Source organism: Paracoccus ravus, from assembly GCF_004522175.1.
Classification (GTDB): Bacteria; Pseudomonadota; Alphaproteobacteria; order Rhodobacterales; family Rhodobacteraceae; genus Paracoccus; species Paracoccus ravus.
Genome location: NZ_SDEB01000009.1, coordinates 14,091 through 38,262 on the forward strand (window position 1 = coordinate 14,091; position 24,172 = coordinate 38,262).

Here is a 24,172-nt window from a genome sequence, read left to right on the forward strand (position 1 = left end):
CGGCAATCCGTTTTCGACACCTTGGCAGGCGGGAGGGTCGAAAGACGCAAACTCCGTCCGGATGAAACGCAAACTCTCACTCCGGAGATTTTTGCTTTCCAGATTTTGGCGGATTTCCTTCACCACTCCTTCTCCGACGTGCATTTGGTAAGGAACACCTTCGCAAAGAGGAAAGGCATCATGAGTAATATCGCCGGATCCCGTCTGATGATTTCTCGCGACAATCCAACCGGAATTGCGCGGAATTTCATGACATTTCGGGCAAAAAGGTAGGAAAAGGCCCTGCGATATTTCGTTTGCATCGCTGCCGCCGCGTCTTTTTGGGATGTCGATGCAATCATTTTCAGTTTCAATGAAAACAGATATTTGCACCCTATCCTCTTTATCGTTCCTGGCGTATCCCAGTCGAGAGATTTGAAGAATATATTCACACCTTCCCCGGAACGGCTGTTCCGCTTCCACGAAATGGCCACGCGCGCGCCGGCCTTTTCGACCCTTAGCCAGAACATCCAGTCCTCGCCCGCATTGCGAAGAGATGTGTCAAAGCGAAGACTGCCGATCGCATTTCGCCGCATCACGACGGAAGAGGTATGGCAGGGACAATATTCGAAGAAGATGTCGCTCAGCGCGTGAGGTTCAAAGCCCCGAACCGGCCCGTGCTCATTCAGCAGTTCGGAAAGGCGTGACAGTTTCTGCCCCCCCTCGCGGAACAGAGGGATCTGGTCGGTATAGGCTTCGAAGAACCCAGGCCGTGAGGTGTCGCAGAAATAGAAGTCGTATCCGTACCGCAAGGCGTCGATGGCATCGCTGAGGTGGTGAGGTTCCCATTCGTCGTCTGAATCCAAAAACGCGACGAATTCTGCCTTACCCGCCCGATCGGCCGCATCCAGCCCGCTGTTGCGCGCCGCCCCCGGTCCGCCATTTCGCTGCTCGATCAAATGAAGCCTGACATGATCCGGCAGCACGATACCCGTCAGTTCCAACGCTGCCGGTCGCGGCGAATGATCGTCGACGACATAGACTTCGATCTGCAAATCCGCGATACCCGTCTGAGTGCCGACACTGCGCAACGCGCGGGCAAGAATTCCCGGACTTTCTTGAAAATACGGTATGATAACGTCCACTTGAGGCAAATCGAGATCTCCGCTTTCCAGGGATTCCGGTCGTTCCCGTGCCTGGAATCAGGCCATTCCAAGCCACTAGATGCCAGAAATTTCTAAGAAATCTGTTAACGGCCCTGATTGGCTGCAGCAGAACAGGCTGACCTGTCGCGTGATCCCGAAAGGCAGTTAATTGCTGTCGTGGCAAAGGACAAAAATGAGCAAGGGGACGAAATCTCCGGGTTACGGCGGAGTGCAAGGAGCAGCCGGGTATGCCTCGTCGTTGCCAAAGGATTGGCGGCTTGGGCCACGTGATCGGCCCAGCCGTAGGGCGGCAGAAAGCCGAGGCAGAAGAATTGCCGAGTTGCTTCGGTATTCTTCGTACAATCAGCTTCAAATGACCTTGGAGCGGCTAGAGGGCTAGCTCAGAGTTCGGACATTTTGTGCGACATCGCCCACAAGCCGGAGACGATTCCTGGGACGCAACATTTCGAACATGAAAGAGCGTCACGGTTGAAGACCCCAGCGCCGCGGGTGGCGGCGCCGGGGCAAGGTGATCAGAACTGGATCGAGCGCGCCAAGCCAGTTTTCTCGAGCGGCGGCGCGAATTTGGTCAGTTCGATGCCCTCGACGGCGGATTTGTATTCATCCGCACTGGGTGTGCGGCCAAGGATCGCGGAGAGAACCACGACCGGGGTCGACGCGAGCAGGGATTCACCCTTCTTCTCGGCAGTGTCTTCCACGACGCGACCTTGGAACAGACGCGTCGAGGTGGCCAGAACCGTGTCGCCCTTTTCGGCTTTCTCTTGGTTGCCCATGCAGAGATTGCAGCCGGGGCGCTCAAGATAAAGAATATTCTCGTACTCGGTGCGGTTGGTGGTCTTGGGCTTCAGATCGTCGAACTCGAAGCCCGAGTACTTCTGCAGGATCTCCCAGTCACCCTCGGCCTTCAACTCGTCGATGATGTTATAGGTCGGGGCCGCGACGATCAGAGGCGCGTTGAATTCGACCTTGCCGGTGGCTTTCTCGAGGTTCTTCAGCATCTGCGCGACGATCTTGATGTCGCCCTTGTGCACCATGCAGGAGCCGACGAAGCCCAGATCGACCTTTTTCGTGCCGCCGTAATAGGAGACCGGGCGGATCGTGTCATGGGTGTAGCGCTTGGAGACATCGGCGTTGTTCACGTCCGGGTCGGCGATCATCGGCTCGTCGATCAGGTCCAGATCCACGACGACCTCGGCGAAGTATTTCGCGTTGGCATCGGGGGCCAGCGCCGGTTTCTCGCCCGAGCGGATCTCGTTGATGCGGGCATCTGCCTTGGCGATCAGCCCGGCCAGCGTGCCAGCGGCATTGTCCATGCCCTTGTCGATCATGATCTGGATGCGCGATTTGGCGATTTCCAGCGACTCGATCAGGGTGTCGTCCTGCGAAATGCAGATCGACGCCTTGGCCTTCATCTCGGCGGTCCAGTCGGTGAAGGTGAAGGCTTGGTCGGCCAGCAACGTGCCGATATGGACCTCGATCACGCGGCCCTGGAAGACGTTGTCGCCGCATTGCTTCAGCATCTGTGCCTGCGTTGCGTGGACCACGTCGCGGAAGTCCATATGCGGCTGCATCGTGCCCTTGAAGGTCACTTTCACCGATTGCGGGATCGGCATGGTCGCCTCGCCCGTGGCCAGAGCCAGCGCCACCGTGCCCGAATCCGCGCCGAAGGCCACGCCTTTCGACATGCGGGTATGGCTGTCGCCGCCGACGATGATCGCCCAATCATCCACGGTGATGTCGTTCAGAACCTTGTGGATCACGTCCGTCATCGAGTGATAGACGCCTTTCGGGTCGCGCGCCGTGATCACGCCGAAATTATTCATGAAATTCATGAGTTTCGGAATGTTGACCTGCGCCTTCTTGTCCCAAACCGAGGCGGTGTGGCAACCCGACTGGTAGGCGCCATCGACGATCGGCGAGATGACGGTTGCCGCCATCGCCTCAAGTTCCTGCGCGGTCATCAGACCGGTCGTGTCCTGCGAGCCGACGATATTGACGCGCACGCGCACGTCCGAACCGGCATGCAGCACCTTGCCGCCCAGCACGCCCACGGCATTGCGGTTGAAGATCTTTTCGACAGCGGTCAAGCCTTGACCTTCGACCGAGATTTCCTTGTTCGGGGCAAAGACCGGGGTCGGCTCGATGCCGAGGGTCTGGGCCGCATAGGTTTGCAGCTTCTTGCCGAAGACGATGGCATAGGAACCACCGGCCTTCATGAACTCGACCTTCTGGGGGGTGAAGGCCGAAGCGATATCGACAAGTTCCTTGCCCGCTTCGTCGCAAAGCTTCTTGTTCTTGGCGTCGATGGTCAGGACGGTGCCGGTCTCGACCGAATAGGTCTGTTCAAGGATCGGATTGCCGTCATTGTTCAGGATCGGCTTGCCGTCCTCATCGGTCTTTTTGACCCAGTTTTTCAGGTTCAGGCCGATACCGCCGGTCACGTCCACGGTCGTGGCGAAGATCGGCGAGATGCCGTTCGTGCCCGCAACCACGGGGGCGATGTTGACGAAGGGCACATAGGGGCTGGCCTGCTTACCGGCCCAGAGTGCCACGTTGTTCACGCCCGACATGCGCGAGGAACCCACGCCCATCGTGCCTTTTTCTGCGATCAGCATGACGCGCTTGCCCGGATGCTGGGCTTGCAGCGCCTGAATTTCGGCCTGAGCCGCGGGCGAGATCATGCATTTGCCGTGCAATTCGCGGTCCGAGCGCGAATGCGCCTGATTGCCGGGCGAGAGCAGGTCGGTCGAGATATCGCCTTCGGCGGCGATATAGGTCACGACCTTGATTTCGTCCTCGACCGCCGGAAGCTTGGTGAAGAACTCGGCCTTGGCATAGCTCTCCAGCACCTCCTTGGCGACGGCATTGCCAGCCTTATAGGCATCGCCCAGACGGGCCATGTCGGCGTCGTAAAGGAACACTTGGGTTTTCAGCACGTCGCCGGCCTGCGCGGAGATGGCGGCATCCGCACCCAGCGCGAGGTCCAGCAGAACCTCGACCGAGGGGCCGCCCTTCATGTGCGACAGCAGCTCAAACGCGAAATCCGGGGTGATCTCGGCGACAATGGCGTCACCCAGAATGATCCGCTTGAGGAATTGCGCCTTGACGCCTGCGGCGCTGGTCGTGCCCGGCAGGGTGTTATAGATGAAGAATTGCAGCGAGTCCTTGCGGTGTTCGTTTCCGGCATCCTCGATCTGGGTGATCAGCTCGGCCACCAGCGCGCCGTCGTCGATGGGCTTGGGATGCAGACCTTCGCCTTTGCGGGTTTCGATCTCGGTTAGGTAGTCGGTGTACAAGCTCATGACGATCCCTGGGTAGCAATGCTGGAATAAGCTGGAAAAGCGGGCCGGGAGAAGCTCCGGCGCGCAAGGTCAAGCTAATTGTATGCGGCAGTATACCAACCGTAGATTGGTATCAAGAGGCTGCGACGGCGGGCAAAATCACGGTGATCTGACGTCATTCCGCCAAGGCCCCTGGCGCGGTGGGAATGACGGGGCAGCCAGCGGCTCGTGTCGATGGAAATTGTCGCAAGGCTTTTTCGCCTCCAGATTCACCAAGCGCATTCAGTACGTAAAAGCTGCGGCATAGTTCCTCACCTACCCGCTACCGAGCCACGAAGCGACTAAAACCAGGCGCTGAAGCAGCGTGACGCTTTGCTGATCTGACTGGGACAAGGACATGCCCTGGCGCACCAACTCACGCTGGCATGAGCAGGTGGCACGTGTTCACCAGCCCGGAAAGCGATGAAGGCCGGCTTTGCCTCCCATTGCGCGAAACATGCCTAGGCTTTGCGCATCACCACGCTCCCTTCTTTCAGGAGAGGGTTCTCGCGGCGCAATTCCGGCAGTCCTACTGTCTCAGCCTTCTGTCGGTGCAAAGCGTCAGTAGAACCCGCAGCCTCAAGCGCGAGCCGCCAGCCCTTCATTTGCGACGAAGTGAGTGGCCCTGGCTCCAGCGCGACGCTGGCCCGAGTTGCACCCTCCTTTGACTTGCCGCGACCGCCTGTTCCCCGGACCCTGCCCTGATCCGGCAACGTGATCCTGTGCCAGTATGGATCCATTGTCCCGAGAGTAAACTAACCACCGGCCCAGGAACACGGGGCAAGATCACCGAAGGGCCAGCAGTCGCGACTAGGCCGGAACCCGCGAAATATCTGCCATGGCCACTCCTTCTGTTGTGGCGACTTTCAAGCAACCGCCCCGAAGCCAGAAATACAATTGGGCAGAGAGGGCACCGAAAAACCCCGCCTTTCAGAGCGCAGGGTCGGGAATGCTTCGCATCCCCAGATATTCCGGCACCGCAAAAGGCTTGCATCGCATCAGGACGCGCAGAAAATCCGTCGACCAGATAGTGACATCGGTTTTCTTCACGATCTCCAGACATGCCGCATGCCGTCTTTTGCGTTCGGCCAAAGGCATGTCGAACGCGGCGGCAATGGCCGCCGAGACTTCCTCGACATCGTAGGGGTTGATCTGCAGCGCCTCGGTCATGTCCTCCGCGGCGCCTGCAAAGCGCGACAAGAGCAGCACGCCCGGATTCTCGGGATCCTGCGCCGCGACATATTCCTTGGCGACAAGGTTCATCCCATCCGCATAGGACGTCACAAGACAGGCCCGCGCCTTGCGATACAGCCGTGCAAGCTCGGCCCTCGGCACCGCGCGATGGATATAGCGGATCGGGGTCCAGTCGAGTTCCGCGAAAGCCCCGTTCACATGGCCCGCGATTTCCTCGAGTTCGCGGGTAATGTCCTGATAGGCGCGCACCTGCTGGCGGGTCGGGGGCGCGATCTGAACGAGACAGGGGCGCACGCCCTCGGGCCGGGTTTCCAGATAGCGCGCGAAGGCCCGAAAGCGGTTCGGCAGACCCTTCGAGTAATCCAGCCGGTCAACGCCGATGATGTAACTGCCCGGCTCTTCGCGCCCGAATGGATTGACCGCCTCTTGGGCGGCATCTGCCGCAAAGCCCTTGGTATCAATTCCGATCGGAAAGGAACGAACCGAGGTGAATCTGTCGAGAAACTTGATGCTGCCATCCGGCATGAACTCGGCCCGAGGGTCCGCCCGATACATTTCCAGGCAACGTGCGACATCGCTGCGGGTCTGAAGCCCGACCAGATCGTAATGCGCAAGATCGTCGGCAAAGCGCTCGGGCTGAGACAAGACCGAGAGATCTCCAAGCGCGGGAAAGGGAATGTGCAGAAAGAACCCGATCCGATTGCGCAAGCCCCGCGCGCGCATCTCGGTGGCAAGCGGCAGAAAATGGTAGTCATGGACCCAGATGAGATCCTCGGGCTCGGCGATCCTGCTGACGATCCTTGCGATACGCGCATTCACTGCGCGATAGCTTGTCTCATATTCCGATCGCATCTCGACCAGATCGCCGCGCCGGTGGCAAAGCGGCCAGAGCACCGAATTCGCGTAGCCAAGGTAGTAATTATTCTGCTCTTCCTCTGTCAGCCGAAAGGCCAGCCGCTGATAGGGGCTGGTTCCGAGTTCCTCAAGGCTGTCATCTCCGTCACCGGGATCGGGGTGAGCGCCGATCCATATTCCTCCAGAGCAACCCAGGGCGTCATGCAATGCGACGACAAGCCCGCCTGAAATGCTTTCACCCATGGGAATGCGATTTGAAATGACGATCAACCGCCCTGCCATCGTAACCTCGAAATGGAAATGCGTCGCTGACCGGACGCATCAATAGAACCCCCGGTTGCGTGGATTGTTCCTGAAATCGCGCCGTGGGTGCCCGGTTTTGCGGATCCGGTTCGAGCACCTTGCGCAGCATTTCGGTGATGGACCCCACGTTTGATCGTGACCGAAACGCTGGTCGGGACGCGTCCGGAAACCCGGACTTCCGATCATTGCAGCATTCAGATCTGAAACCGGCACATCCCCGCCGCAAGGTCTCACGTTAGCTTGAGACAGCGAAACATCACCGGCGGGGACGGGTTTATCCTTCATCTGCAACAAGCTGGAGGATCTGAAATGGATCACGCATCGCATCAACGACTGTCCGAAACCGAACTGACCGATGCTGTTCTCTCGGGTGCGACGATCTATGGGCCCGATGACGAGACCGTTGGCACCGTCTCGCATCTTCATGGCATGGGATCCAGCGCCGAGGTGATCCTCGATGTCGGGGGTTTTCTGGGCATCGGAGCGAAACCCGTGGCGATACGTGTCGGTGAGATCGACTTCATGCGCGATCAGGACGGCACCGTTCACGGCGTGACGACCAAGACCAAGGAGGCGCTGAAAGCGCTGCCCGAGCATCATCACTGACGGTTCCGGCGTCGCCGCAAGGCGGCGCCAACCCCATCGAAGGAGATGGCACAATGCCAGCCAAGTCGAAAGCCCAGCAGAAAGCGGCCGGAGCGGCGCTCTCGGCCAAGCGCGGCGAGACCAAGAAAAGCGAGCTGCGCGGCGCATCCAAGGACATGTACGAGTCGATGTCCGAAAACCAGCTCGAGGATTTTGCCAGCACGAAGCGGAAAGGCAAACCCGAGCATGTCAAGAAGTAGTGCCCGCCGCCTGCCCTCGTTGAGCATAGCCAAAGACCGGCCCCTGCAGCCAGAATGATCAGACCAGCGATTAAGCTGTTGAAGACCGCGCGTCCCCCGCGTCAACATGGCGACCGAGGAACCGAGAGGCCGGAATGATCTTTGACACGCATCTTCACCTGATCGCACGCAACCGCCTGAGCTATCCGTGGCTGGCAAATGTCAACAGACTTGATCGGGATTGGAGCTACGCGGAATATGAAACCGTCGCGCAGCGGCTTGGCATTACCGACGTGCTGCATATGGAGGTGGATGTCGCCGAGGCCGATATCGACGCCGAAACCGCCTATATTGCAGAATTGATGGCCCGGCCCGGCTCATTGATCCGTGGTGCGATCAGCGCGGCCCGTCCCGAATCCCCGAATTTCGAAAGCTGGCTTGAGCGGCTCGACCGACGGGTCGTCAAAGGCCTGCGCCGCGTTCTGCATGTGATGCCGGACGAGTTGTCCCAAGCCCCGGCCTTTCGCGAGAATATCCGCCGATTGGGGGCCGCGGGCCTGCCCTTTGACATGTGTCTTCTGGCACGGCAATTGCACCTGGGCATCGCGCTTGCGGATGCGGCGCCCGACACGGTGCTGGTTCTGGATCATTGCGGCGTGCCGGACATTGCCGGTGGTGCCCATGAGAGCTGGGCAGAGGCAATGGCGCAGCTTGCCCTTCGCCCCAATGTCCATGTCAAGCTTTCGGGCATCACCGCCTATGCGACGGCAGATTGGACGCTCGAAACGTTGCGGCCCTGGGTCTCTCAGGTCATCGACTGCTTCGGACCCGCGCGCATCGTCTGGGGCTCGGACAGCCCGGTCTGCACGCTGCACTCCAATCTCGCCGAATGGGTCGGTGCGACCCATGCCCTGCTGGCGGATTTTTCGGCCGAGGAGCGGGCGTTGATACTGCATCGGAATGCGCGACGGATCTGGAATATCGAGGCTCCGCCGACCGGCGGCTAGATCTCGTCGAGGCGGGACAGGACCTTTTGCAGCAACCCGTTCAAGGCGGCCAATTCATCAGGCGTGATATTGATGAACGAGGCCGCCAAAATCCTTTCGGCCTGTTCCAGCGCCGCCTGCCGCATCCGATCGCCTTCGGCCGTCAGCGTCACCTCGGTCACGCGGCCATCGCTGGGGCTGACACGGGTCGTCACCATGCCGTCAGCGGCCAGACGCTGCACCACCTTTGTCGCCGTGTTCAGCCGCATCACGCTATGTTCCGCGATCTGCGACACGCTGAGATATTCCTCTTCGTAAAGCGAGATCAGCACCCGCCAGCGCGGCATGTCCAGACCGATCGGTTTCAGCCGCCGTTCCAGCACCTGCACATAGCGCGCATTCACGCGCGAGATCCAGTAGAAGGGCCAGTTCTTCTTCATGTGCTTGACCTGACCCGAGATCATCTCGGGGGAGGCGCGGTGGACGGCATTCGGCTCGGTCATCGAAAGGCTTTTCCTGAAACATGCGCGCCTGCGCGGGATGAGATCACGCTACGGGCTGGGCAGGCTCCGGACAAGCCGGGGCGCGGGGGTCGAGCGCGCGGATCTTGGCGACGGCGCCGTTCTTCTGGGGCAGGAACTCGATGAAGAGCCCATCGGGCAAGAGCATCCAATGCGGGCCCTTTTCGGTCGAGCGCGCACCGAAAGCCTTGGCCCCTTCGATCGCGGCGGGAACATCCTCGCAGACGATGCCGAGATGCCCGAAACGGCCCTCATTGCCGTCGAAACCGGCATCCTCGATCAGTTGGACGCCGCCCAGCAGCCAGACCTGACGCGGATGTTCCGGGTTGCCATCGACCTGGGTCACCGTCATGCCCAGGACCTCTCGAAAGAAATCCGCGACGGGCTTGATCTCGCGCACGCGGAAGGCGGAATGTTCGACATAGGCATGGGTGGCGGGCATTGCGGGCGTTTCCTTCATTGTCATTGATCACGCTCGCGGCGGGCGCGTCGCGCGGGGGTGTCGGCATCGTTCAGGCGGGTGAAGACTTTTTCCAGAAGCTCGTTCAGCCCCGCCAACTCGTCCGTGGCCTCGACGGTGAAGGCGCGGGCAAAGACCGCCTCGGCCTGCGCGCGGGCCAGCCGGCGGATGCGGTCGCCCTCGTCGGTCAGGCGCACCTCGGTGACGCGGGCATCGCTGGCGCGGGGCTGGGTCGTCACCATGCCATCCGCGACAAGGCGCTGCACGATCTTGGTCGTGGTGCTGAGCTTCAGCACCGCATATTCCGCAATTTCAGAGACGCTCAGCAGATCGTCCTCATGCAGCGACATCAGCACCCGCCAGCGCGAGACGTCCAGATCAAGATGCTTCAGCCGGGCTTGCAGCGTCTCAGCATAGCGCTGGTTCACGCGCGAGATCCAGTAAAACGGCCATTGCGGCCGCATCCGCCCCTCGCCCAGCAGGTTCGCGGGGCCGGAATCCTCGGACGGCACATCTTCGGGGGCGCGCATCGGCACGGGCTCCTGCTGGTAACTCTCCGTATCTGCGGCAGAACTTGCGACGGACAGAGGGATAAATTTGGATTTGCATGAATTGGCATGTAATTCAACCATTCGTTTCGGTATGACGGCAGAGAAAGGTGCTGCGAGGGGGATGGCGTGGAGTTCAAGGGGCTGACCTATTTTCTGGCGGTAGCCGAAGAACTGCATTTCGGTCGTGCGGCGGCGCGGCTCGACATGGCGCAGCCGCCGCTGTCGCGCCAGATCGCGTCGCTCGAGGCGGAACTGGGCGTGCAGCTTTTCGACCGCAGCCGCAGCCAGATCCGGCTGACACAGGCCGGCGAGGTGTTTCGCGATCATGCCCGAGACATCCTCGAACGCCTAGATGCGGCCCGGCGCGATACCCGCGCAGTGGGGCTGGGCGGCGCGGGGCGGCTGAGGATTGCCTTTGTCGGCTCGGCCTCGCATGGGGTGCTGCCGACGCTGATCAAGTCCTTTCGGTCCTTCTACCCTGATGTCGAACTGGCGCTGTCGGCGATGAACAATGCCGAACTGCACCGGGCACTCATTAGCCGCGAGATCGACATTGCTGTCGCCCGCCCTGAACTGGTCGATGACGAATTCCGCCGCGAGCTTCTCTGCCACGAGCGGCTGATCCTCGCGCTACCGGACAATTCGCCGCTGGCGAGCCTGTCCAAGATCCGATTGGCCGATCTGGCGGCGCAGACCTTCGTCCTTTACCCGCGCCGCCCGCGTCCGAGCTATGCCGATGTGATCCTTGGGCTATGCCAGCGCGCGGGGTTCACGCCCGCCAAGCTGGAATTGACTCAGGATTTCCAAAGCGCGATCAGTCTGGTTTCGGTCGGCGTGGGGGTCTCGGTCGTGCCGGAATCGGTGGCGCGGACCCAAAGGCCCGGCGTGATCTATCGCGATTATGAGGGGGAAAATCCGGGCACGGCGCTGACCGTCCATGCCCGGCTCGACAATCGCGCGCCGCAGGTGGTGAATTTCCTTGAGATCACAAGGAAATTCGCGCGCAACCCGCTCAGGCCGCCTGCGGGCGGGGATCGTCCCTGAACTCGGTCGCAAGGACCGAGGGCCGCGCCGCAAAGCCCGCATGCCATTCCGCCAGACGGGGGCGCGACTTACGCCAATCTTCCACCCCGAAGCGAAAATCGAGATAGCTCAGCGCAACCCCGATGCTGAGATGGCCGATATCGAAGGGGCGTGCGGCCAGCGCGGGCGCGTGCCCTTCAAGCCAATCCGCGACACGGTTCAGCTTGCTGCGATAGGCGGCGATCATCTGCTCGGAACGCTGCTCTTCGGGACGCAACCGCGCCTCGACCAGCCAAGGCAGGGCCACATCCAGAAGGCCGGTCCCCAGGGCCTCGTCGCGTTCGGCCATCGGGTCTTCGGGGAAGAGCACCGGGCCGGTTCCGTTGCGGTCCGCCCAGCGGCAGATCACATGGCTGTCAAACAGGACTTGGCCGTCCTCAAGCTCCAGCGTCGGGATTTTCGACAGCGGATTGACCTGCATCAGCCCCTCATGCGGGATCATCGGATCGGCATGGGTGCGAATGGTGCGGACCTGTCCGGCAAGGCCCTTTTCATGTAGCGCGACCATGACCTTGCGGACATAGGGAGAGCGCGGCGACCAGTGCAATAGCGGCATGGGTCAGGCCTTTCGCGTCATGGCGGCAAGGGCGTCTTCGTTGATGTCGACCCCCAGCCCCGGCCCCGTCGGGCAATGGATATGGAAGTCCTTGAAGGTGATCGGCTCGCGCAAGAGATCGGTCTTGACGATGCGCGGGCCGAAATGCTCGCAACCCCATTCCAGCGTCGGCAGGGTCGAGAAAACGGCCAGATGCGCCGCAGCCCCCAGACCCGTTTCCAAGAGGCAGCCGCCGTAAAGCTCCATCCCGCAGGCCTGCGCGGTTCCGGCAGCGCGCTTCAACTCCATCAGACCGCCGCTTTTCACCAGCTTCAGCGAATAGACGCTGCCCGCGCCCGAGGTCGCATTGGCGACGATTTCCGCGCCGGTAAAGGCGGCTTCATCGGTCATGATCGGAATGGAACTGCGGGCTGCGATGCGGCCGGTGGCTTCCAGCAGGCCCGGACGCAGGGGTTGTTCGATCAGCACGATGCCCAGTTCCGCCATGCGCGGGAGGTAGCGGATCGCGGTCGCCTCGGACCAGGCCTGATTGACGTCGCAGACGATCTCGCAGCCCGGCAGAGCCTCGGTGATGCGGGTCAGGCGCGCCATGTCGTCGGCGGGGGAATGGAAACCGAGCTTGATCTTGAAGCGGCGATGCTCGCGGGCGGAGAGCTTGCCCTTGGCTTCCTCGATCTCCTGATCGGCGTCACCCGAGGCAAGCGCCCAGAGAACCTCGATCCGGTCCCGCAATGCGCCGCCAAGGAACAGGCTTGTGGGGAGGCCCAGAGATTTCCCGGCGGCGTCGAACAGCGCGCTGTCGACCGCGCCGCGCGCGGCATTGTTGCGACTGGCGGCCTTTTTCATCGCCAGCAGGTTCGCCTCGAAATCCAGCGCATTCCGGCCCAGAATGGCGGGGGCGAGGTAGGCGTCGATATTGGCCTTGATCGCCTCGACGCTTTCCTCGGCCCAGCGGGGACCGCCCAAGGTCGCGGCCTCGCCATAACCGACCGTGCCATCGGCCAGTTCGGCGCGCACGATCACATAGGACTGGAAGGTCACCTCGGTATTCGAGAGCCGGTGGCGGCGGGTCGTCGGCAGATCGACGATCACGGGTTCGATCCGGGTGATGTCGCGGCCGAGGCGGTGATCCGCGCGCTCGGCAGGAGACAGGCCAGAAATGCCCGGCACGTTCATCGCAATCTTCCTTTCGTCCTGAAAATTGCCGCGCCCTGGTCCGGGCGCGGCCCTGGCCGATTATTCGGCGGCCATGCGCTGCGCCTCGGCGCGGGGCAGGATGAAGTCGAATTCCAGCACCAAGTCGGTATCCGCGCCTTCCGGGGCCTTGCGGAACTCTCCGATCAGCTCTTCCTTGACGGCGAAAACCGAGTCGTCGTCCAGATGCGCGCTGCTCGAGTCGTAGATCTGCGAGATCAGCGGGCGGAAGCCCTCGCGGTTGACCATCATATGGATATGGCCAGGGCGCATGCAGTGATGGCCCATATAGCGGATCAGCTCGCCCGCGGTCTCGTCGCCGGGGATCGGATAGGGCACGGGGCGGATCGCGCGGAAGGCGTAATGACCGTTCTCGTCGGATTCGAACCGGCCGCGCAGGTTGTAGTCGGGCTGCTCGGGGTCGTGGTTTTCATAAAGACCGTTCGGCGCGTCCTCCCAGACGTCGATGATGGCGCCGACGATGGGATTGCCATCGGTGTCGCGGACATGGCCCTCGACCAGAACGGATTCCTCGCCATCGAAATGCTTCTGAACGGTCGAGGCACCTTTCGGCATGACCGGCGCATTCTCGCGGAAGAAGGGCCCAAGCACGGTCGAGGTGGTCTCGTTGCCCGCGACCGGGTTCGACAGCATGTCCACCAGAACTTCGACGCCAAGGATATCGGCCAGCAGGATGAATTCCTGACGCTTGTGGCTGCACATCGCGCCGGCGCGGCCAAGATAGTCGCAGGCCGCCATGAATTCGGCATGGCTCAGGTTCACGTCCTTGCAGAAGCCGTGCAGGTGGCGGATCAGGCTTTCCATGATCTGGCGCTGGCGGGGTTCGATCGGGGCGTGCTTGCCGAGCGAGGCGATGACGGTCTCGGTGACGTTGTCGATGGTGACATGGCTCATGTGGTTCTCCTCCTTCTTGACTTACGGGGCGATGCCCTGCTGTCGATGCTGTAATATTGGCATCCCGCGCGCGGCATCTGCCAGATCTGCGGCGGGTATCATGCGATACCCCGGCCAGGCCGCCGCATGGCCGGGATAGGGATCAGGCTGCGGGTTCCGTCGCCATGCCCATGTCGCGCAGCCGCTCGACAAAGGCGCCAAGGCGGGCCTTGCGATAGGCCGGAACATCCATGCTGCTGTAATCAAGGAACCCCGCGCCGGTCTTCAGGCCGATGCGGCCTTCTTCCATGTTGCGGGTGACGACTTCGGGCGCAGCATAGCGGTCGTCCTGCATCGCATCCGACAGGTAGCGGCTGGCATGGTGCAGGATGTCGCCGCCGCCCCAGTCGATGAATTCCAGGAGTCCCAGAACCGAGAAGCGGAAGCCGAAGCCGTATTTCGCGGCCTTTTCGATATCCTCGACCGAGGCGACGCCCTCTTCGACCAGACGCGCGGCCTCATTCATCGCCACCGTCTGCATGCGCGGCACGATGAAGCCCGGCCGCGCGGCGCAGGTCACGGGAACCTTGCCCACCGATTCCAGCAGTTCCGTCATCCGCCGCGTGGCCTCGTCCGAGGTGTCGCGGCCCGGAGAAAGCTCGACCAGCGGCACGATGAACGCCGGGTTCAGCCAATGCGCGTTCAGGAAACGCCCGGTATTGCGCACCGCCGTGGACAGGTCATCGACCAGGATCGTCGATGTGGTCGAGGCGATGATCGCATCGTCCCGGCACAGGGCGGATGCTTCGCGCAGCGCCTCGCGCTTGAGGTCGAGGATCTCGGGGAATCCCTCGAAGATCACATCCGCTTCGGCCAAGGCCTCGGCGGCGCCCGATTTCGGCACGATCTGGATCTGATCGAGAATGCGGGGAATGGCCCCCGCATCCGCGAACATGCCCAGTTCATGGAGCATGGTCAGCGTCTGGTGGATTTCCTGTCGGGCCTCGGCAGCCAGAGCGGTGAAATCGGCCTCGGGTCGGGTCTTGAAGTCGATCAGCGCGACCGGATGCCCGGCATAGGCAAAGACGATGGCGATGCCGCGCCCCATCCTGCCTGCGCCAAGCGCCGCGATGGTTTGCTTTGCCGCGCTCATGCGGCAAAGCCCGATTGCATGGTCTCGCGCAGTTCCTCGCGGCTGAGGGTATCAAGACCCACGGCGGCCAGCGGGCGACCGGTCTGCATGAAATCCTCGTTGCAGATCGAGCCGCCGATGGCCAGAAGCCCCTCGGCGACCGGGACCGAAACCCCCGCCATGCGCGCGGCCGAAACCAGCAGCGACAGGCCGTAGCGCACATCCTCCAGCATGTAGCGATGCTCGGTCAGAACGATCTTTTCGCGCCAGTCGCCGGAATCGGTCAGGTCGGAATGCGCCTTCCGGCCATACATCCATTCATCGCCGTCCTGATTGTAGTGATCGGCCAGCGGGAAATGCGGCGCCCCGTAACCCAAGGCCTCGCGGACCTTGACGCGCTCGGCATCCAGCGCATCGGTGACGCGGCGGATCGCGGGCTGCGTGCCTTCGTTATGGATGTCCCATGCCGGGAAATGTTCAAGCGGCCCCGCGTTCATGGTGATCAGCGGCGGGTGGATGATCGGACCGGCATTCATCAGCGCACCGGACAGCGCATCGCCGCAGGCCTCGACCGCACCGGGGAAAGCACGACCGATGATCTCGATCGCATGATCCTCGAGCGACAGCGGGAACACGCCCGTCGGCAGGCGCGTGGTACGGCCCGAAATCACCATCTCGTTGAAGCCATGCTTGCGCACCAGCCAGGGCAGCGTACCGGATTCGGCGAAAGCCACGCCCTTGACCGTGCCCGCCTTTTGCGCGGCGCGGGCAAAGACCAGCGATCCCATCGTGCCCGGCGGCAGATGCACGACCTGACCGGGGCGCAGATGCGGCGCGACCTTTTCGGCGATATCACCATGCGCCGGGGCGGGCACCGGGCAGAAGATCAGATCGGCCCCCTCCATCGCGGCGGCCAGATCGGTCGTGACCTCGGCCAATTGGGCTTCGTGCCGGCCCTTGCCATCGCGGACGATCAGCTTGTTGCCAAACTCGCGGTGCTGCGCGACCTCGGCCTCGCCACGACGCCACAGGGCGACCTCATGCCCGCCAAGCGCGAAATCGGCGGCGGCAGCCATCGACCCGTTCCCGCCTCCAAGAACAGCTATACGCATTTGAAACTCCCAGTTCTTATGTTTTCAGTCTTGTGGATAGCCGACCAGCAGCTTGCGCCGCAGGGCGGAAAGACCCGCGCCAAGGCCAAGGCCAAGCGCCGAGATCAGGATGATCGGGACGAACATGTCGATGGTGCGGAAATTCCGCGCGGCATCGATCAGCACATAGCCCAGCCCCTCGGTCGAGGACATCATCTCGCTGAGAAAGACCACGATGCACGAGATCACCAAGGCCACCCGCGCCCCGGTCAGGATCGACGGCGCCGCCGCAGGCAGCATCACGAAAAGCAGGCAATGCAGCCGCGACGCCCCCGCCGAGCGCGCCGCCCAGACCAGCTTCTTGTCGACGTTGCGCATGCCCTGATAGGTGGCCAGATAGATCGGAAAGGCCGCTTCGATGACCACTAGTGCGATCTTGGAACTATGGCCAAAGCCAAGGATCAGGATCATCGCCGGGTAAAGCGCGATCTTGGGCAGCGGCGCGAGAATGCGCACAAAGGCATTGACCGCCGTCTGGGTCACTTCGCTCGAAGCGGACAGTACCGCCAGGACCGTGCCCAGCACCAGCGCGATCAGAAAGCCCGAGACCAGGCGGAACAGGGTCGTTCCGATCTGCGCCAGGAAATCGGGATCGGCCAGCAGTTCGAAGAGTCTCTGGACGACATCCACCGGCGAGGGCAGCAGGGCGCGCGGCGCCATGCCCGAAGCCGCGAGCCACCCCCACAGCAGGACCAGGCCAAGGATGGGGACCAGACCGATGAGCTTGGAATTTGCGGTCATCCGACAGCCACCTGAATATGCTCGCCGCTGTCGGACCAGCGCAGGAAACGCGTCCTGATCGCCTCGAAGATCAGGTCCAGCACATAGCCCATGGCGGCGATGATGATGATTGCGGCGAACATGCGGTCGTAAAGCGCCATGTCCATCGAGTTGAAGAGCAGGTTGCCGATGCCATTGCTGCGCGCCACGATCTCGCTGACGACCATGGTGATCAGCGCAAGGATCAGGCCGGTGCGAAGCCCGATAAAGATCTCGGGCAGAGCGGCGGGCAGCACGATCCGGAACAGGCGCTGCACCGGCCCCATGCCCATGGCCGCAGCGCTCCAGACCACGATCTGGCTGACCGAACGGCCACCCTGCCAGGCGTGATAGATGATCGGCAGGCTGGAACCGAGAAAGATCACCAGGATCTTCGAGGCATCGCCAATGCCCAGCCAGATCATCAGGATCGGCATCAAGGCCGCCTTGGGGATCGGATAGATCATCATGATCAGCGGATTGAGCAGGCGCTCGGCCAGCGGGCTGGTGCCCATGAGCAGGCCGAAGCTGATGCCGAATACCGCTGCCAAGAGATAGCCCGCCGCCATGCGCTGCAGGGATTGCGCGATGTCGTAAAGCGCGTCACCATCCGACAGCAATTCAGGCAAAGCCCGGAAAGCCGAAACCGGTCCCGGCAAGCCCGACAGGCCAAAGCTGCGATGTGCGATTTCCCAGAGCAGCAGCAGCGCGACGCCGGCGCAGATCGAGGGGATGTGGCGCGTCATGCCGCCTCCGTCTCGAAGGCGTCGATCATGCCCTCGATCTGGGTGATGTATTCCTGATAGCGACGGTCGAACATCAATTCGCTGCGCTGGCGCGGGCGGTCAAGCTCGATCGGGATGATGCGGTCGATCCGGCCCGGCCCGGCCGCCATGACGATCACACGGTCCGAAAGATAGACCGCCTCTTCGACGCTATGGGTGACAAAGAGGACAGTCTTGCGATGCTCTTCCCAGATCTGCAGCAGATCGCGCTGCAGATGGGTCCGGGTATGGGCGTCGAGCGCGCCGAAAGGCTCGTCCATCAGCAGGGTCTGAGGATCATAGGCCAGCGTGCGGGCAATGGCGACGCGCTGCTTCATCCCGCCCGACAGCTCCTTGGGGTAGAAATTCGCAAAGCGTTCCAGCCCGACCATCTTGAGCAGCACCCGCGCGCGCGCCTCGGCCTCGGCCTTGGACTTGCCCTGCAGGCGCAATCCATAGGCGATGTTCTGCAACACCGTCTTCCACGCGAAAAGCGCGAATTCCTGAAAGACGGGGCCGCGATCCGGCCCCGGCCCGGCGACCGGCTTGCCGTCGATCAGGATACGGCCCTCGGAGGCGGGGATGAAGCCGCCGATCATGTAGAGCAGCGTCGATTTTCCGCAGCCCGAGGGACCGATGATCGACACGAACTCGCCGCTTTTGAGTTCAAGGTTGATGTCCGACAGCGCAAGATGGTCCTTGCCCGCAGCCGTCTTGAAGCGTTTCGAGAGATGCTCGATCGCGATCATATTCAATCTCCTGTCGGGAGAGATGTCTGTTCAGGGTTATTTCAGCGGGGCCACGATCTCGGCATGCTGAAACTTGGCGGCCTCGACCTTGGCGGGGATCATCCCGGCCTCGTGGTAAAGGTCCAGCATGTTTTGCAGCACCGTGAAATCGACGGCCGCGCCGGCCGCGCGTTCGAAATCCTGCCCCTCTTTCAGGTAGAAGCCTTCGAGGACCTCGACCGGAGCCTTGGTGACTTCCGAGGCGACCTTGATGGTCTCTGCGCGATCGGCCAGAGCCATGTCCATGCCGCGGGTCAGATCCTTGACGTAATTCGCCGCCAGCTCCGGTTTCTCATCGACGAATTTCTTGCTGCAGACCTCAAAGATCTGGATGCTGTTCGGGGTGATGTCATTGATGGTAAAGAGCTTGCGGATGCCGCCCTTGGCCTCGGCCTTGGCGGCAAAGGGCTGGTTCATCACCGCGGCATCGACCCGTGCCGCGCGCAGCGCATCCTCCGAGCCGGGGAAGCCCGTCTCGACCAGCTTGATATCCTTTTGCGGGTCGAGGCCCGACTGTTTCAGGAACAGGTAAAGCTGACCGTAAAGGCCCGAACCCAACACGTTGATGCCCACGGTCTTGCCCTTGAGATCCGCGCCCGCCTTGACCTCGCTATCCTCGGCCACGGCCCAATAGGGCGAGAAGCTCTGCGGCGCCGTGCCCAGATGCGAGGCCACCACATAAGAGTCGAGCCCGCCTTGCAAATGCCCATTGGCCAGCGACAGCGCACCCTGGGTCGAGCAGTCGAGCGCCCCCGCGATCATCGCCTGAACCATGGGCGCGGTGCCCTGGAACTGCACCCATTCGACATTATAGGTCTTGCCGAGCGCCTCGAATTTTTCCGGGCGCTTCATCATCCAGTATTTCGAATCCTCGCCCGGCATGGTCCAGCCGACGCGGATCGTCGGGATGTCATCGGCCTGAACCGGCAGGGCGTGCGCGACCAAAGATGCCATCGCCGCCGCGAGGATTGCGCTTTTCTTGAGGGGGTTTTTGCGGATGGTCATGGATTTCCCGTTGGCTATGTCATGCATTGCTATCGTTGGAAAAGCGGCTCGCGCCATGCCGTCCCAACTGAGTCGGACGGCTGCGGTGTCTTCGCGGGCGAAGCCCTTTCACCCATGAGGCTAGCGACAATTTGTCGCCATTGTCACGTGAAAAATCACCTGACTTGTCATTGAATCTTTGCGTTGCGCGGAAGCCTGCATTTTGGGCGGAATGCAGATGAAATCGGTGCTGCCGACAAAAAAACCGCGAGCAATCCGGCGCGGCTGACAGCCACGCCGGATTGCTCGTCTGCCCGGTTTGCCGCCGCCTCAACTGGCGGCGTGCAGATGGTGGAAACCGCGACCGAACCAGATCAGGCTTTCTGGCCGCTCGGGGGATAGGGCCACGGCCTCGACGGCGCAGGTCAGGACCGAATGCGAACCGACCTCGCGGACATCGACAATGCGGCAGTCGAACCCAACCTCGGCATCGGCAAGAACCGGCGCGCCGGTGGTCATGCGCGTCCAGTCATGGCCGGTGAAGCGGTCGCCCTCGGCCCGCCCTGCAAAGGCGTTCGACAGTTCCTTGTGCCGCCCCCCCAGAACATTCACCGCGACCACGCCATTTTCGACGAACAGGTCATGGCTGCGGTTCTTGCGGTTGACGCAGACAATCAGCGTGGGCGGGCAGTCGGTGACCGAAACGACGGCCGAGGCCGTCATGCCGTGCCGACCAGCAGGCCCGTCCGAGGTCAGGACCGTGACTGCCGCGCCAAGGCGGCTCATCCCCTCGCGGAAGGCGGTTGCGGAATGGGTCATCCTGTTTCCTCCCTCAGACATCCAGCACAAGGCGTGCGCCGCAGGCGCGCGAGCAGCAGGCGCAGATCTGGTCGCCATCCTCGCGTTCCTCATCGGTCAGGAACTTGTCGCGATGATCGATCTCGCCCTCGATCACGTCGGTGACGCAGGTGCCGCAGACGCCCTCCTCGCATTTGACGGTGATCTTGATGCCCGCCCGCGCCAGCGCCTTGGCGATGGTGTCATCGGGACCGACCGTCACGGTCACGCCGGATTTTTGCGCCACCACCTCAAAGCCCTCGCCCGAGGCATCGACCTCGGCCGAAAAATATTCGCGGTGGATGCGGCCCGAGGGATAGCCCGCCGCCTCGGCAGCGCCGATCACCCAATCCATGAAGCCCTGCGGCCCGCAGACATAGACATGCGCGCCCGAGGCGACCGGAGGCAGCGCGGCGGCAATGTCCAGCTTGGTTTCGGGCTGGTCGTCATGGTGGAAATGGACCTGCGCGGCGAAGGGGCTTTGCGCGATCTCGTCGCCGAACGCCGTGATCGAGGCCGAGCGGGTGCAGTAATGCAGCGCGAAATCGCGACCCAAGGCGGACAGGCGGCGCGCCATGGCGATCATCGGCGTAACCCCGATACCGCCCCCGAAAAGCACGCTTTGCGGCGCGTCCTCTGCCAGCGGAAAGAGGTTCCTCGGGCCTTCGATCTGAAAGCGCGTGCCCTCGATGGCGATGCGGTGCAGGGCCTCCGATCCGCCCCGGCTTTCGGGATCGCGCAAGACGCCGATCTCGTAATAGCCGGTCTCGGCAGGGTCCGAGCAGAGCGAGTATTGCCGCCAAAGCTCGGTCGTGCCTTCGGTGATGCGGATATCCAGATGCGCGCCCGCGTCAAAGGGCGGCAGCATCGCACCGTCCTCGGCGCGCAGGCGCAGCCGGGCGATATTGCCGGGCTCGTCGATGCGACGATCCAGCACGAGGGTCATGGTCGTTTGGGTCATGTCCAGGCTCATCGCATATAGATCCCACCATTGACGTCCCAGCAGGCGCCGTTCACGAAATAGGCCGCAGGCCCGGCCAGCATTGCCACCAGGTCGGCGACGAAGACCGGCTCGCCCAGCTTGCCGACCGGGATCGCGGCCGCGGCCTTGTCGATATTCTCGCCCAGCACCGCGCGAACCATGGGCGTGTCCATCGGACCCGGCGCGATCGCGTTGCAGGTCACGCCGAAGGGCGCGAGGTCGCGGGCGAAGATCTTGGTCAGGGTCAGGATCGCGCCTTTCGAGGCCGCGTAATGCGCCCCCGTCGCCGTGCCGCCATTCTGGCCTGCGAGCGAGGCCATGTTGACGATCCGGCCATAGCCCTGCGCCTTGAAATGCCGGCCAAAGACCTGACATCCGGTGAAGGTGCCGCCCGCATTCACCGCCATGATGGCGTTGAAATCGGCGGGATCGATTTCCAGCACGGGCTGGACGGCGGTGCGGGCGGCATTGTTCACCAGCACCTCGCAGGAGCCCCAGCGCTCGATGACCTTGTCCAGAACCTCTTGGAAATCCGCGGGTTTCGAGACATCCAGCGTCGCGGTCACTGCCGTCTCGCCAGCTAGGTCGAGTTCCGAGGCCAAGGCCGTCGCAGGCTCCAGATCGACATCGGTGATGACGACCCGAAAGCCCGCCTTGTGCAGCGCACGGACCGCGATGGCGCCAAAGCCGCTTGCGCCGCCCGTCACCACTGCCGTCTGCACCTTTTCAGGCAAAGGCGCCGCCATCAGAACAGATAGCTGAACGAATTCAGCATCCCGTCAGAGTTCAAAAGACGGACGATCTTGTCCTCGATGCGGAAGGAGCCATCGACGCGGATCAGGCGATGGGTGACATTGGCGGCCCAGACGCGCTGGCGGCCGAACTTGTCCTCGATCAGGTGCTCGGCGCTGCGGATGGTGACGCGGTCGCCCTCGGCGGCCTCGATCACGATGCGCGAGACGGTGCGGATGGTTTCCGCAGGCGGGGCCGAGGAAATCGAGAAACCCGCCTGAAACCGCGCGATCCGGTCGCGGCGCATCTTGTCATTGTCGTAGCAAAGGTTCAGCGCATCTGCCAATTCCGCGTCCGGCGTGTCGCCGATCGGCAGGATGTAATGGCCTTTGCCGGTCCAGAGCGACAGCCAGGCGTCGTAATCCTTGCGGTCCAGCAGATCAGCCTCGTGCCACAGGAATTCCGCGACATCGGAAAGCAGCATGCTGCCGGGGGTTCTGCTCATGTCGTTCATTTCGACATCATCCTTTTCCACATGTCATAGGCCGCGCGCATGCCGGTCTCGGCCGAGATATGGCCAAGCGGGCCGTCCGGACCGGGACGCTCATCGACGAGGCCCCGATTGACCAAGATCTTCAGATCCGGGCCGCCCTTGGTGCCGCGCTGCACGCGTTCCCAGACCTCGGCATCGTCCGGCGAGCCAAAGCCCATCGGGCCCTGGAAATGCTCGTGCAGGCGCAGGCGCATCCGGTTCGCTGCGGCCGGACCGCCCTCCATCCCAAGCGCCATATGACGGATTTCGGTTTCCTCGACGCTGACCGGCCGCAGCACGCGGAAGAAGGCGAGGCTGAAGGACACGTTCGGGAAAAGGTTCAGGTTGAAACCCGCCCCGCCGACGGCGCGGACGATCTTTTTCACCTGATCCTCGGGGTAACCCTCGTCGCGCAATTCCTGCGCCAGTTCCGCGAAACGCTCGGGGATCGGCGCGTCGAGGTTTTCATCCAGATCGACAAGTTCGGGGATCATCACCATAACCGAATGGCCATTGCCCAGATCCTCGACATAGCCCTTGCCGGTTTCGAGGAATTCGAACATCTCCTCGGTCTCGCCATCCAGCGACTGCATGAAGGACTTGTGCACGATCGGGAAGTGATAAGCGTCGGTGGTGTTTTCCAGCTGCACCTTCCAGTTCATCGGGACCTTGAACTGATGCTCGCCCAGAACCTTCACCGGGAAGCCGCCGCCCTGCTTCATGAACAGGTCGATCCATTTCGTGACCGGGCCGAGGAAATCGACCAGCGGCTCGATCTCGGCGTTGAAACTCGCAAAGATCATGCCGCTATAAGTTTCGGTATGCAGGCGCTGCAGCCCATGCTGGGCCTTGTCGAAATCGTCGCCGTACTGCTCGGGATAGGGCAGCGCGCGCAGGCTGCCATCCAGCGCATAGCCCCAGCCGTGATAGGGGCATTGGAAGGAACTGGTCTTGCCCTTCTTGACTTCGCAGACGGTGGCCGCGCGGTGGCGGCAGCGGTTCACCATCACATGGACCTTGCCCTTGCGGTCACGGACCACAATCACCGGTTCCTTGCCGACCCAAGACAGCTTGAAGCTGCCCTTGTCGGGGATCTCGCTGTCATGGGCGACAAAGACCCAGGTGTTCTTGAAGATGCGCTCCATCTCGATGTCGAAAAGCGCGGGATCCTCATACATCGAGGTGGCGACCTGCGCGTCATTGTAGAGCGCGTCGAGATCGAGTTGGACGGGGGTATCAAGCGTCATGTCGGCCTCGGGGGTCAGAGTTGCGGGATTTCCAGTGCGCGGCCCATGCGGGCCTCGACACGCATGTATTTCCACAGGCGGTGATTCTGGTCGTCGGTCTGGATCGTGCGCAGCAGGTTGCAGGCAGCGACGACGGCGTCGCGATCGGTGAAATCGCAGAGCATATACCAGGTCCAGGGGAAGGCGGGCGAGGTTCCGACCTGGGTCTGGTCATCGTCCAGCGTGCCCAGAACCGTGGTGCCGGGGATGCGGGCGATCTCGCCCATCAATTGCTGGACGCCTTTCCAGACCGGGCCGATCTGGTCAAAGGGCAGGTCGAAGAAGGCGGGCTGCACGGCAAAGCAGAGCAGCGTGCGAAGCGGGGTCTTGTCGGTCATT

At 62.3% G+C, this 24,172-nt stretch carries 25 protein-coding genes; 4 read left to right on the forward strand and 21 right to left on the reverse strand.

The window, feature by feature from the left end; translation table 11 throughout:
- Positions 1-119 precede the first annotated feature (119 nt).
- From ESZ60_RS09270 to ESZ60_RS09285, 3 genes are all read right to left on the reverse strand, one after another.
- Entirely contained in the window at positions 120-1,124 is a 1,005-nt protein-coding gene (locus ESZ60_RS09270) for a glycosyltransferase family 2 protein (RefSeq protein WP_245155647.1), read from the reverse strand.
- Between the two features lie 533 nt (positions 1,125-1,657).
- Positions 1,658-4,447, reverse strand: a complete 2,790-nt coding sequence (locus ESZ60_RS09275) for a bifunctional aconitate hydratase 2/2-methylisocitrate dehydratase (protein WP_134680299.1) — start codon at positions 4,445-4,447, stop codon at positions 1,658-1,660.
- Between the two features lie 948 nt (positions 4,448-5,395).
- Positions 5,396-6,757: an alpha,alpha-trehalose-phosphate synthase (UDP-forming) gene (locus ESZ60_RS09285; RefSeq protein ID WP_245155638.1), complete on the reverse strand. Its 1,362-nt coding sequence runs from the start codon at positions 6,755-6,757 to the stop codon at positions 5,396-5,398.
- Between the two features lie 369 nt (positions 6,758-7,126).
- Between ESZ60_RS09285 and ESZ60_RS09290 the strand changes: the two genes are divergently transcribed.
- The 3 genes from ESZ60_RS09290 to ESZ60_RS09300 all read left to right on the forward strand — a co-directional run bounded on the left by ESZ60_RS09290 (position 7,127) and on the right by ESZ60_RS09300 (position 8,648).
- On the forward strand, positions 7,127-7,423 hold the full coding sequence (locus tag ESZ60_RS09290) for a PRC-barrel domain-containing protein (protein WP_134680302.1): 297 nt from the start codon (positions 7,127-7,129) through the stop codon (positions 7,421-7,423).
- Positions 7,424-7,476: 53 nt separating this feature from the next.
- Positions 7,477-7,662: a DUF3008 family protein gene (locus ESZ60_RS09295; protein WP_134680303.1), complete on the forward strand. Its 186-nt coding sequence runs from the start codon at positions 7,477-7,479 to the stop codon at positions 7,660-7,662.
- A gap of 134 nt (positions 7,663-7,796) precedes the next feature.
- Positions 7,797-8,648 carry an amidohydrolase family protein gene (locus ESZ60_RS09300; RefSeq protein ID WP_134680304.1) on the forward strand — a complete coding sequence of 284 codons (852 nt, stop codon included), beginning with the start codon at positions 7,797-7,799 and terminating at the stop codon, positions 8,646-8,648.
- Here the strand turns inward: ESZ60_RS09300 and ESZ60_RS09305 are convergent.
- The 3 genes from ESZ60_RS09305 to ESZ60_RS09315 are packed head-to-tail and all read right to left on the reverse strand — an operon-like array spanning position 8,645 to position 10,138.
- Entirely contained in the window at positions 8,645-9,130 is a 486-nt protein-coding gene (locus ESZ60_RS09305) for a MarR family winged helix-turn-helix transcriptional regulator (protein WP_134680305.1), read from the reverse strand. The genes ESZ60_RS09300 and ESZ60_RS09305 overlap by 4 nt on opposite strands.
- A 43-nt stretch (positions 9,131-9,173) precedes the next feature.
- Complete coding sequence (locus ESZ60_RS09310) at positions 9,174-9,590, reverse strand: VOC family protein (RefSeq protein WP_134680306.1); 417 nt, start codon at positions 9,588-9,590, stop codon at positions 9,174-9,176.
- Between the two features lie 20 nt (positions 9,591-9,610).
- Positions 9,611-10,138 (reverse strand): MarR family winged helix-turn-helix transcriptional regulator, encoded by a 528-nt coding sequence (locus ESZ60_RS09315; RefSeq protein WP_134680307.1) that lies wholly within the window; start codon positions 10,136-10,138, stop codon positions 9,611-9,613.
- A gap of 147 nt (positions 10,139-10,285) precedes the next feature.
- Between ESZ60_RS09315 and ESZ60_RS09320 the strand changes: the two genes are divergently transcribed.
- The gene (locus tag ESZ60_RS09320; protein ID WP_134680308.1) at positions 10,286-11,203 is read left to right on the forward strand and encodes a LysR family transcriptional regulator; all 918 of its coding nucleotides are present in this window, start codon (positions 10,286-10,288) and stop codon (positions 11,201-11,203) included.
- Here the strand turns inward: ESZ60_RS09320 and ESZ60_RS09325 are convergent.
- From ESZ60_RS09325 to ESZ60_RS09395, 15 genes are all read right to left on the reverse strand, one after another.
- Positions 11,172-11,798 carry a glutathione S-transferase family protein gene (locus ESZ60_RS09325; RefSeq protein ID WP_134680309.1) on the reverse strand — a complete coding sequence of 209 codons (627 nt, stop codon included), beginning with the start codon at positions 11,796-11,798 and terminating at the stop codon, positions 11,172-11,174. The two genes, ESZ60_RS09320 and ESZ60_RS09325, sit on opposite strands and share 32 nt — an antisense overlap.
- Positions 11,799-11,801: 3 nt before the next feature.
- On the reverse strand, positions 11,802-12,974 hold the full coding sequence (locus ESZ60_RS09330) for a muconate/chloromuconate family cycloisomerase (RefSeq protein ID WP_134680310.1): 1,173 nt from the start codon (positions 12,972-12,974) through the stop codon (positions 11,802-11,804).
- Between the two features lie 60 nt (positions 12,975-13,034).
- Positions 13,035-13,907 (reverse strand): dioxygenase family protein, encoded by an 873-nt coding sequence (locus tag ESZ60_RS09335; protein ID WP_134680311.1) that lies wholly within the window; start codon positions 13,905-13,907, stop codon positions 13,035-13,037.
- A 142-nt stretch (positions 13,908-14,049) separates the two neighbouring features.
- Entirely contained in the window at positions 14,050-15,039 is a 990-nt protein-coding gene (locus ESZ60_RS09340) for a 3-hydroxybutyryl-CoA dehydrogenase (protein WP_134680312.1), read from the reverse strand.
- Positions 15,036-16,130 (reverse strand): NAD/NADP-dependent octopine/nopaline dehydrogenase family protein, encoded by a 1,095-nt coding sequence (locus tag ESZ60_RS09345; protein WP_134680313.1) that lies wholly within the window; start codon positions 16,128-16,130, stop codon positions 15,036-15,038. Before ESZ60_RS09345 ends, ESZ60_RS09340 begins: the two co-directional genes overlap by 4 nt.
- A 24-nt stretch (positions 16,131-16,154) precedes the next feature.
- On the reverse strand, positions 16,155-16,910 hold the full coding sequence (locus ESZ60_RS09350) for an ABC transporter permease (RefSeq protein WP_134680314.1): 756 nt from the start codon (positions 16,908-16,910) through the stop codon (positions 16,155-16,157).
- A complete protein-coding gene (locus ESZ60_RS09355) occupies positions 16,907-17,674 on the reverse strand; it encodes an ABC transporter permease (RefSeq protein WP_134680315.1) in 768 nt (255 codons plus the stop codon). Before ESZ60_RS09355 ends, ESZ60_RS09350 begins: the two co-directional genes overlap by 4 nt.
- Positions 17,671-18,441 (reverse strand): ABC transporter ATP-binding protein, encoded by a 771-nt coding sequence (locus ESZ60_RS09360; RefSeq protein ID WP_134680316.1) that lies wholly within the window; start codon positions 18,439-18,441, stop codon positions 17,671-17,673. Before ESZ60_RS09360 ends, ESZ60_RS09355 begins: the two co-directional genes overlap by 4 nt.
- 36 nt (positions 18,442-18,477) lie before the next feature.
- Positions 18,478-19,485 (reverse strand): ABC transporter substrate-binding protein, encoded by a 1,008-nt coding sequence (locus ESZ60_RS09365; protein ID WP_209021266.1) that lies wholly within the window; start codon positions 19,483-19,485, stop codon positions 18,478-18,480.
- A gap of 309 nt (positions 19,486-19,794) precedes the next feature.
- On the reverse strand, positions 19,795-20,283 hold the full coding sequence (locus ESZ60_RS09370) for a flavin reductase family protein (RefSeq protein ID WP_167620100.1): 489 nt from the start codon (positions 20,281-20,283) through the stop codon (positions 19,795-19,797).
- Between the two features lie 13 nt (positions 20,284-20,296).
- Positions 20,297-21,262: a PDR/VanB family oxidoreductase gene (locus ESZ60_RS09375; RefSeq protein ID WP_134680317.1), complete on the reverse strand. Its 966-nt coding sequence runs from the start codon at positions 21,260-21,262 to the stop codon at positions 20,297-20,299.
- Positions 21,263-21,270: 8 nt separating this feature from the next.
- Complete coding sequence (locus ESZ60_RS09380) at positions 21,271-22,017, reverse strand: SDR family NAD(P)-dependent oxidoreductase (RefSeq protein ID WP_245155640.1); 747 nt, start codon at positions 22,015-22,017, stop codon at positions 21,271-21,273.
- A gap of 11 nt (positions 22,018-22,028) precedes the next feature.
- Positions 22,029-22,520, reverse strand: a complete 492-nt coding sequence (locus tag ESZ60_RS09385) for an aromatic-ring-hydroxylating dioxygenase subunit beta (RefSeq protein WP_245155641.1) — start codon at positions 22,518-22,520, stop codon at positions 22,029-22,031.
- Positions 22,521-22,525: 5 nt separating this feature from the next.
- Positions 22,526-23,794 carry an aromatic ring-hydroxylating oxygenase subunit alpha gene (locus tag ESZ60_RS09390; protein ID WP_134680320.1) on the reverse strand — a complete coding sequence of 423 codons (1,269 nt, stop codon included), beginning with the start codon at positions 23,792-23,794 and terminating at the stop codon, positions 22,526-22,528.
- Positions 23,795-23,808: 14 nt separating this feature from the next.
- Positions 23,809-24,171 (reverse strand): hypothetical protein, encoded by a 363-nt coding sequence (locus tag ESZ60_RS09395; RefSeq protein ID WP_134680321.1) that lies wholly within the window; start codon positions 24,169-24,171, stop codon positions 23,809-23,811.
- Position 24,172: the final 1 nt, after the last annotated feature.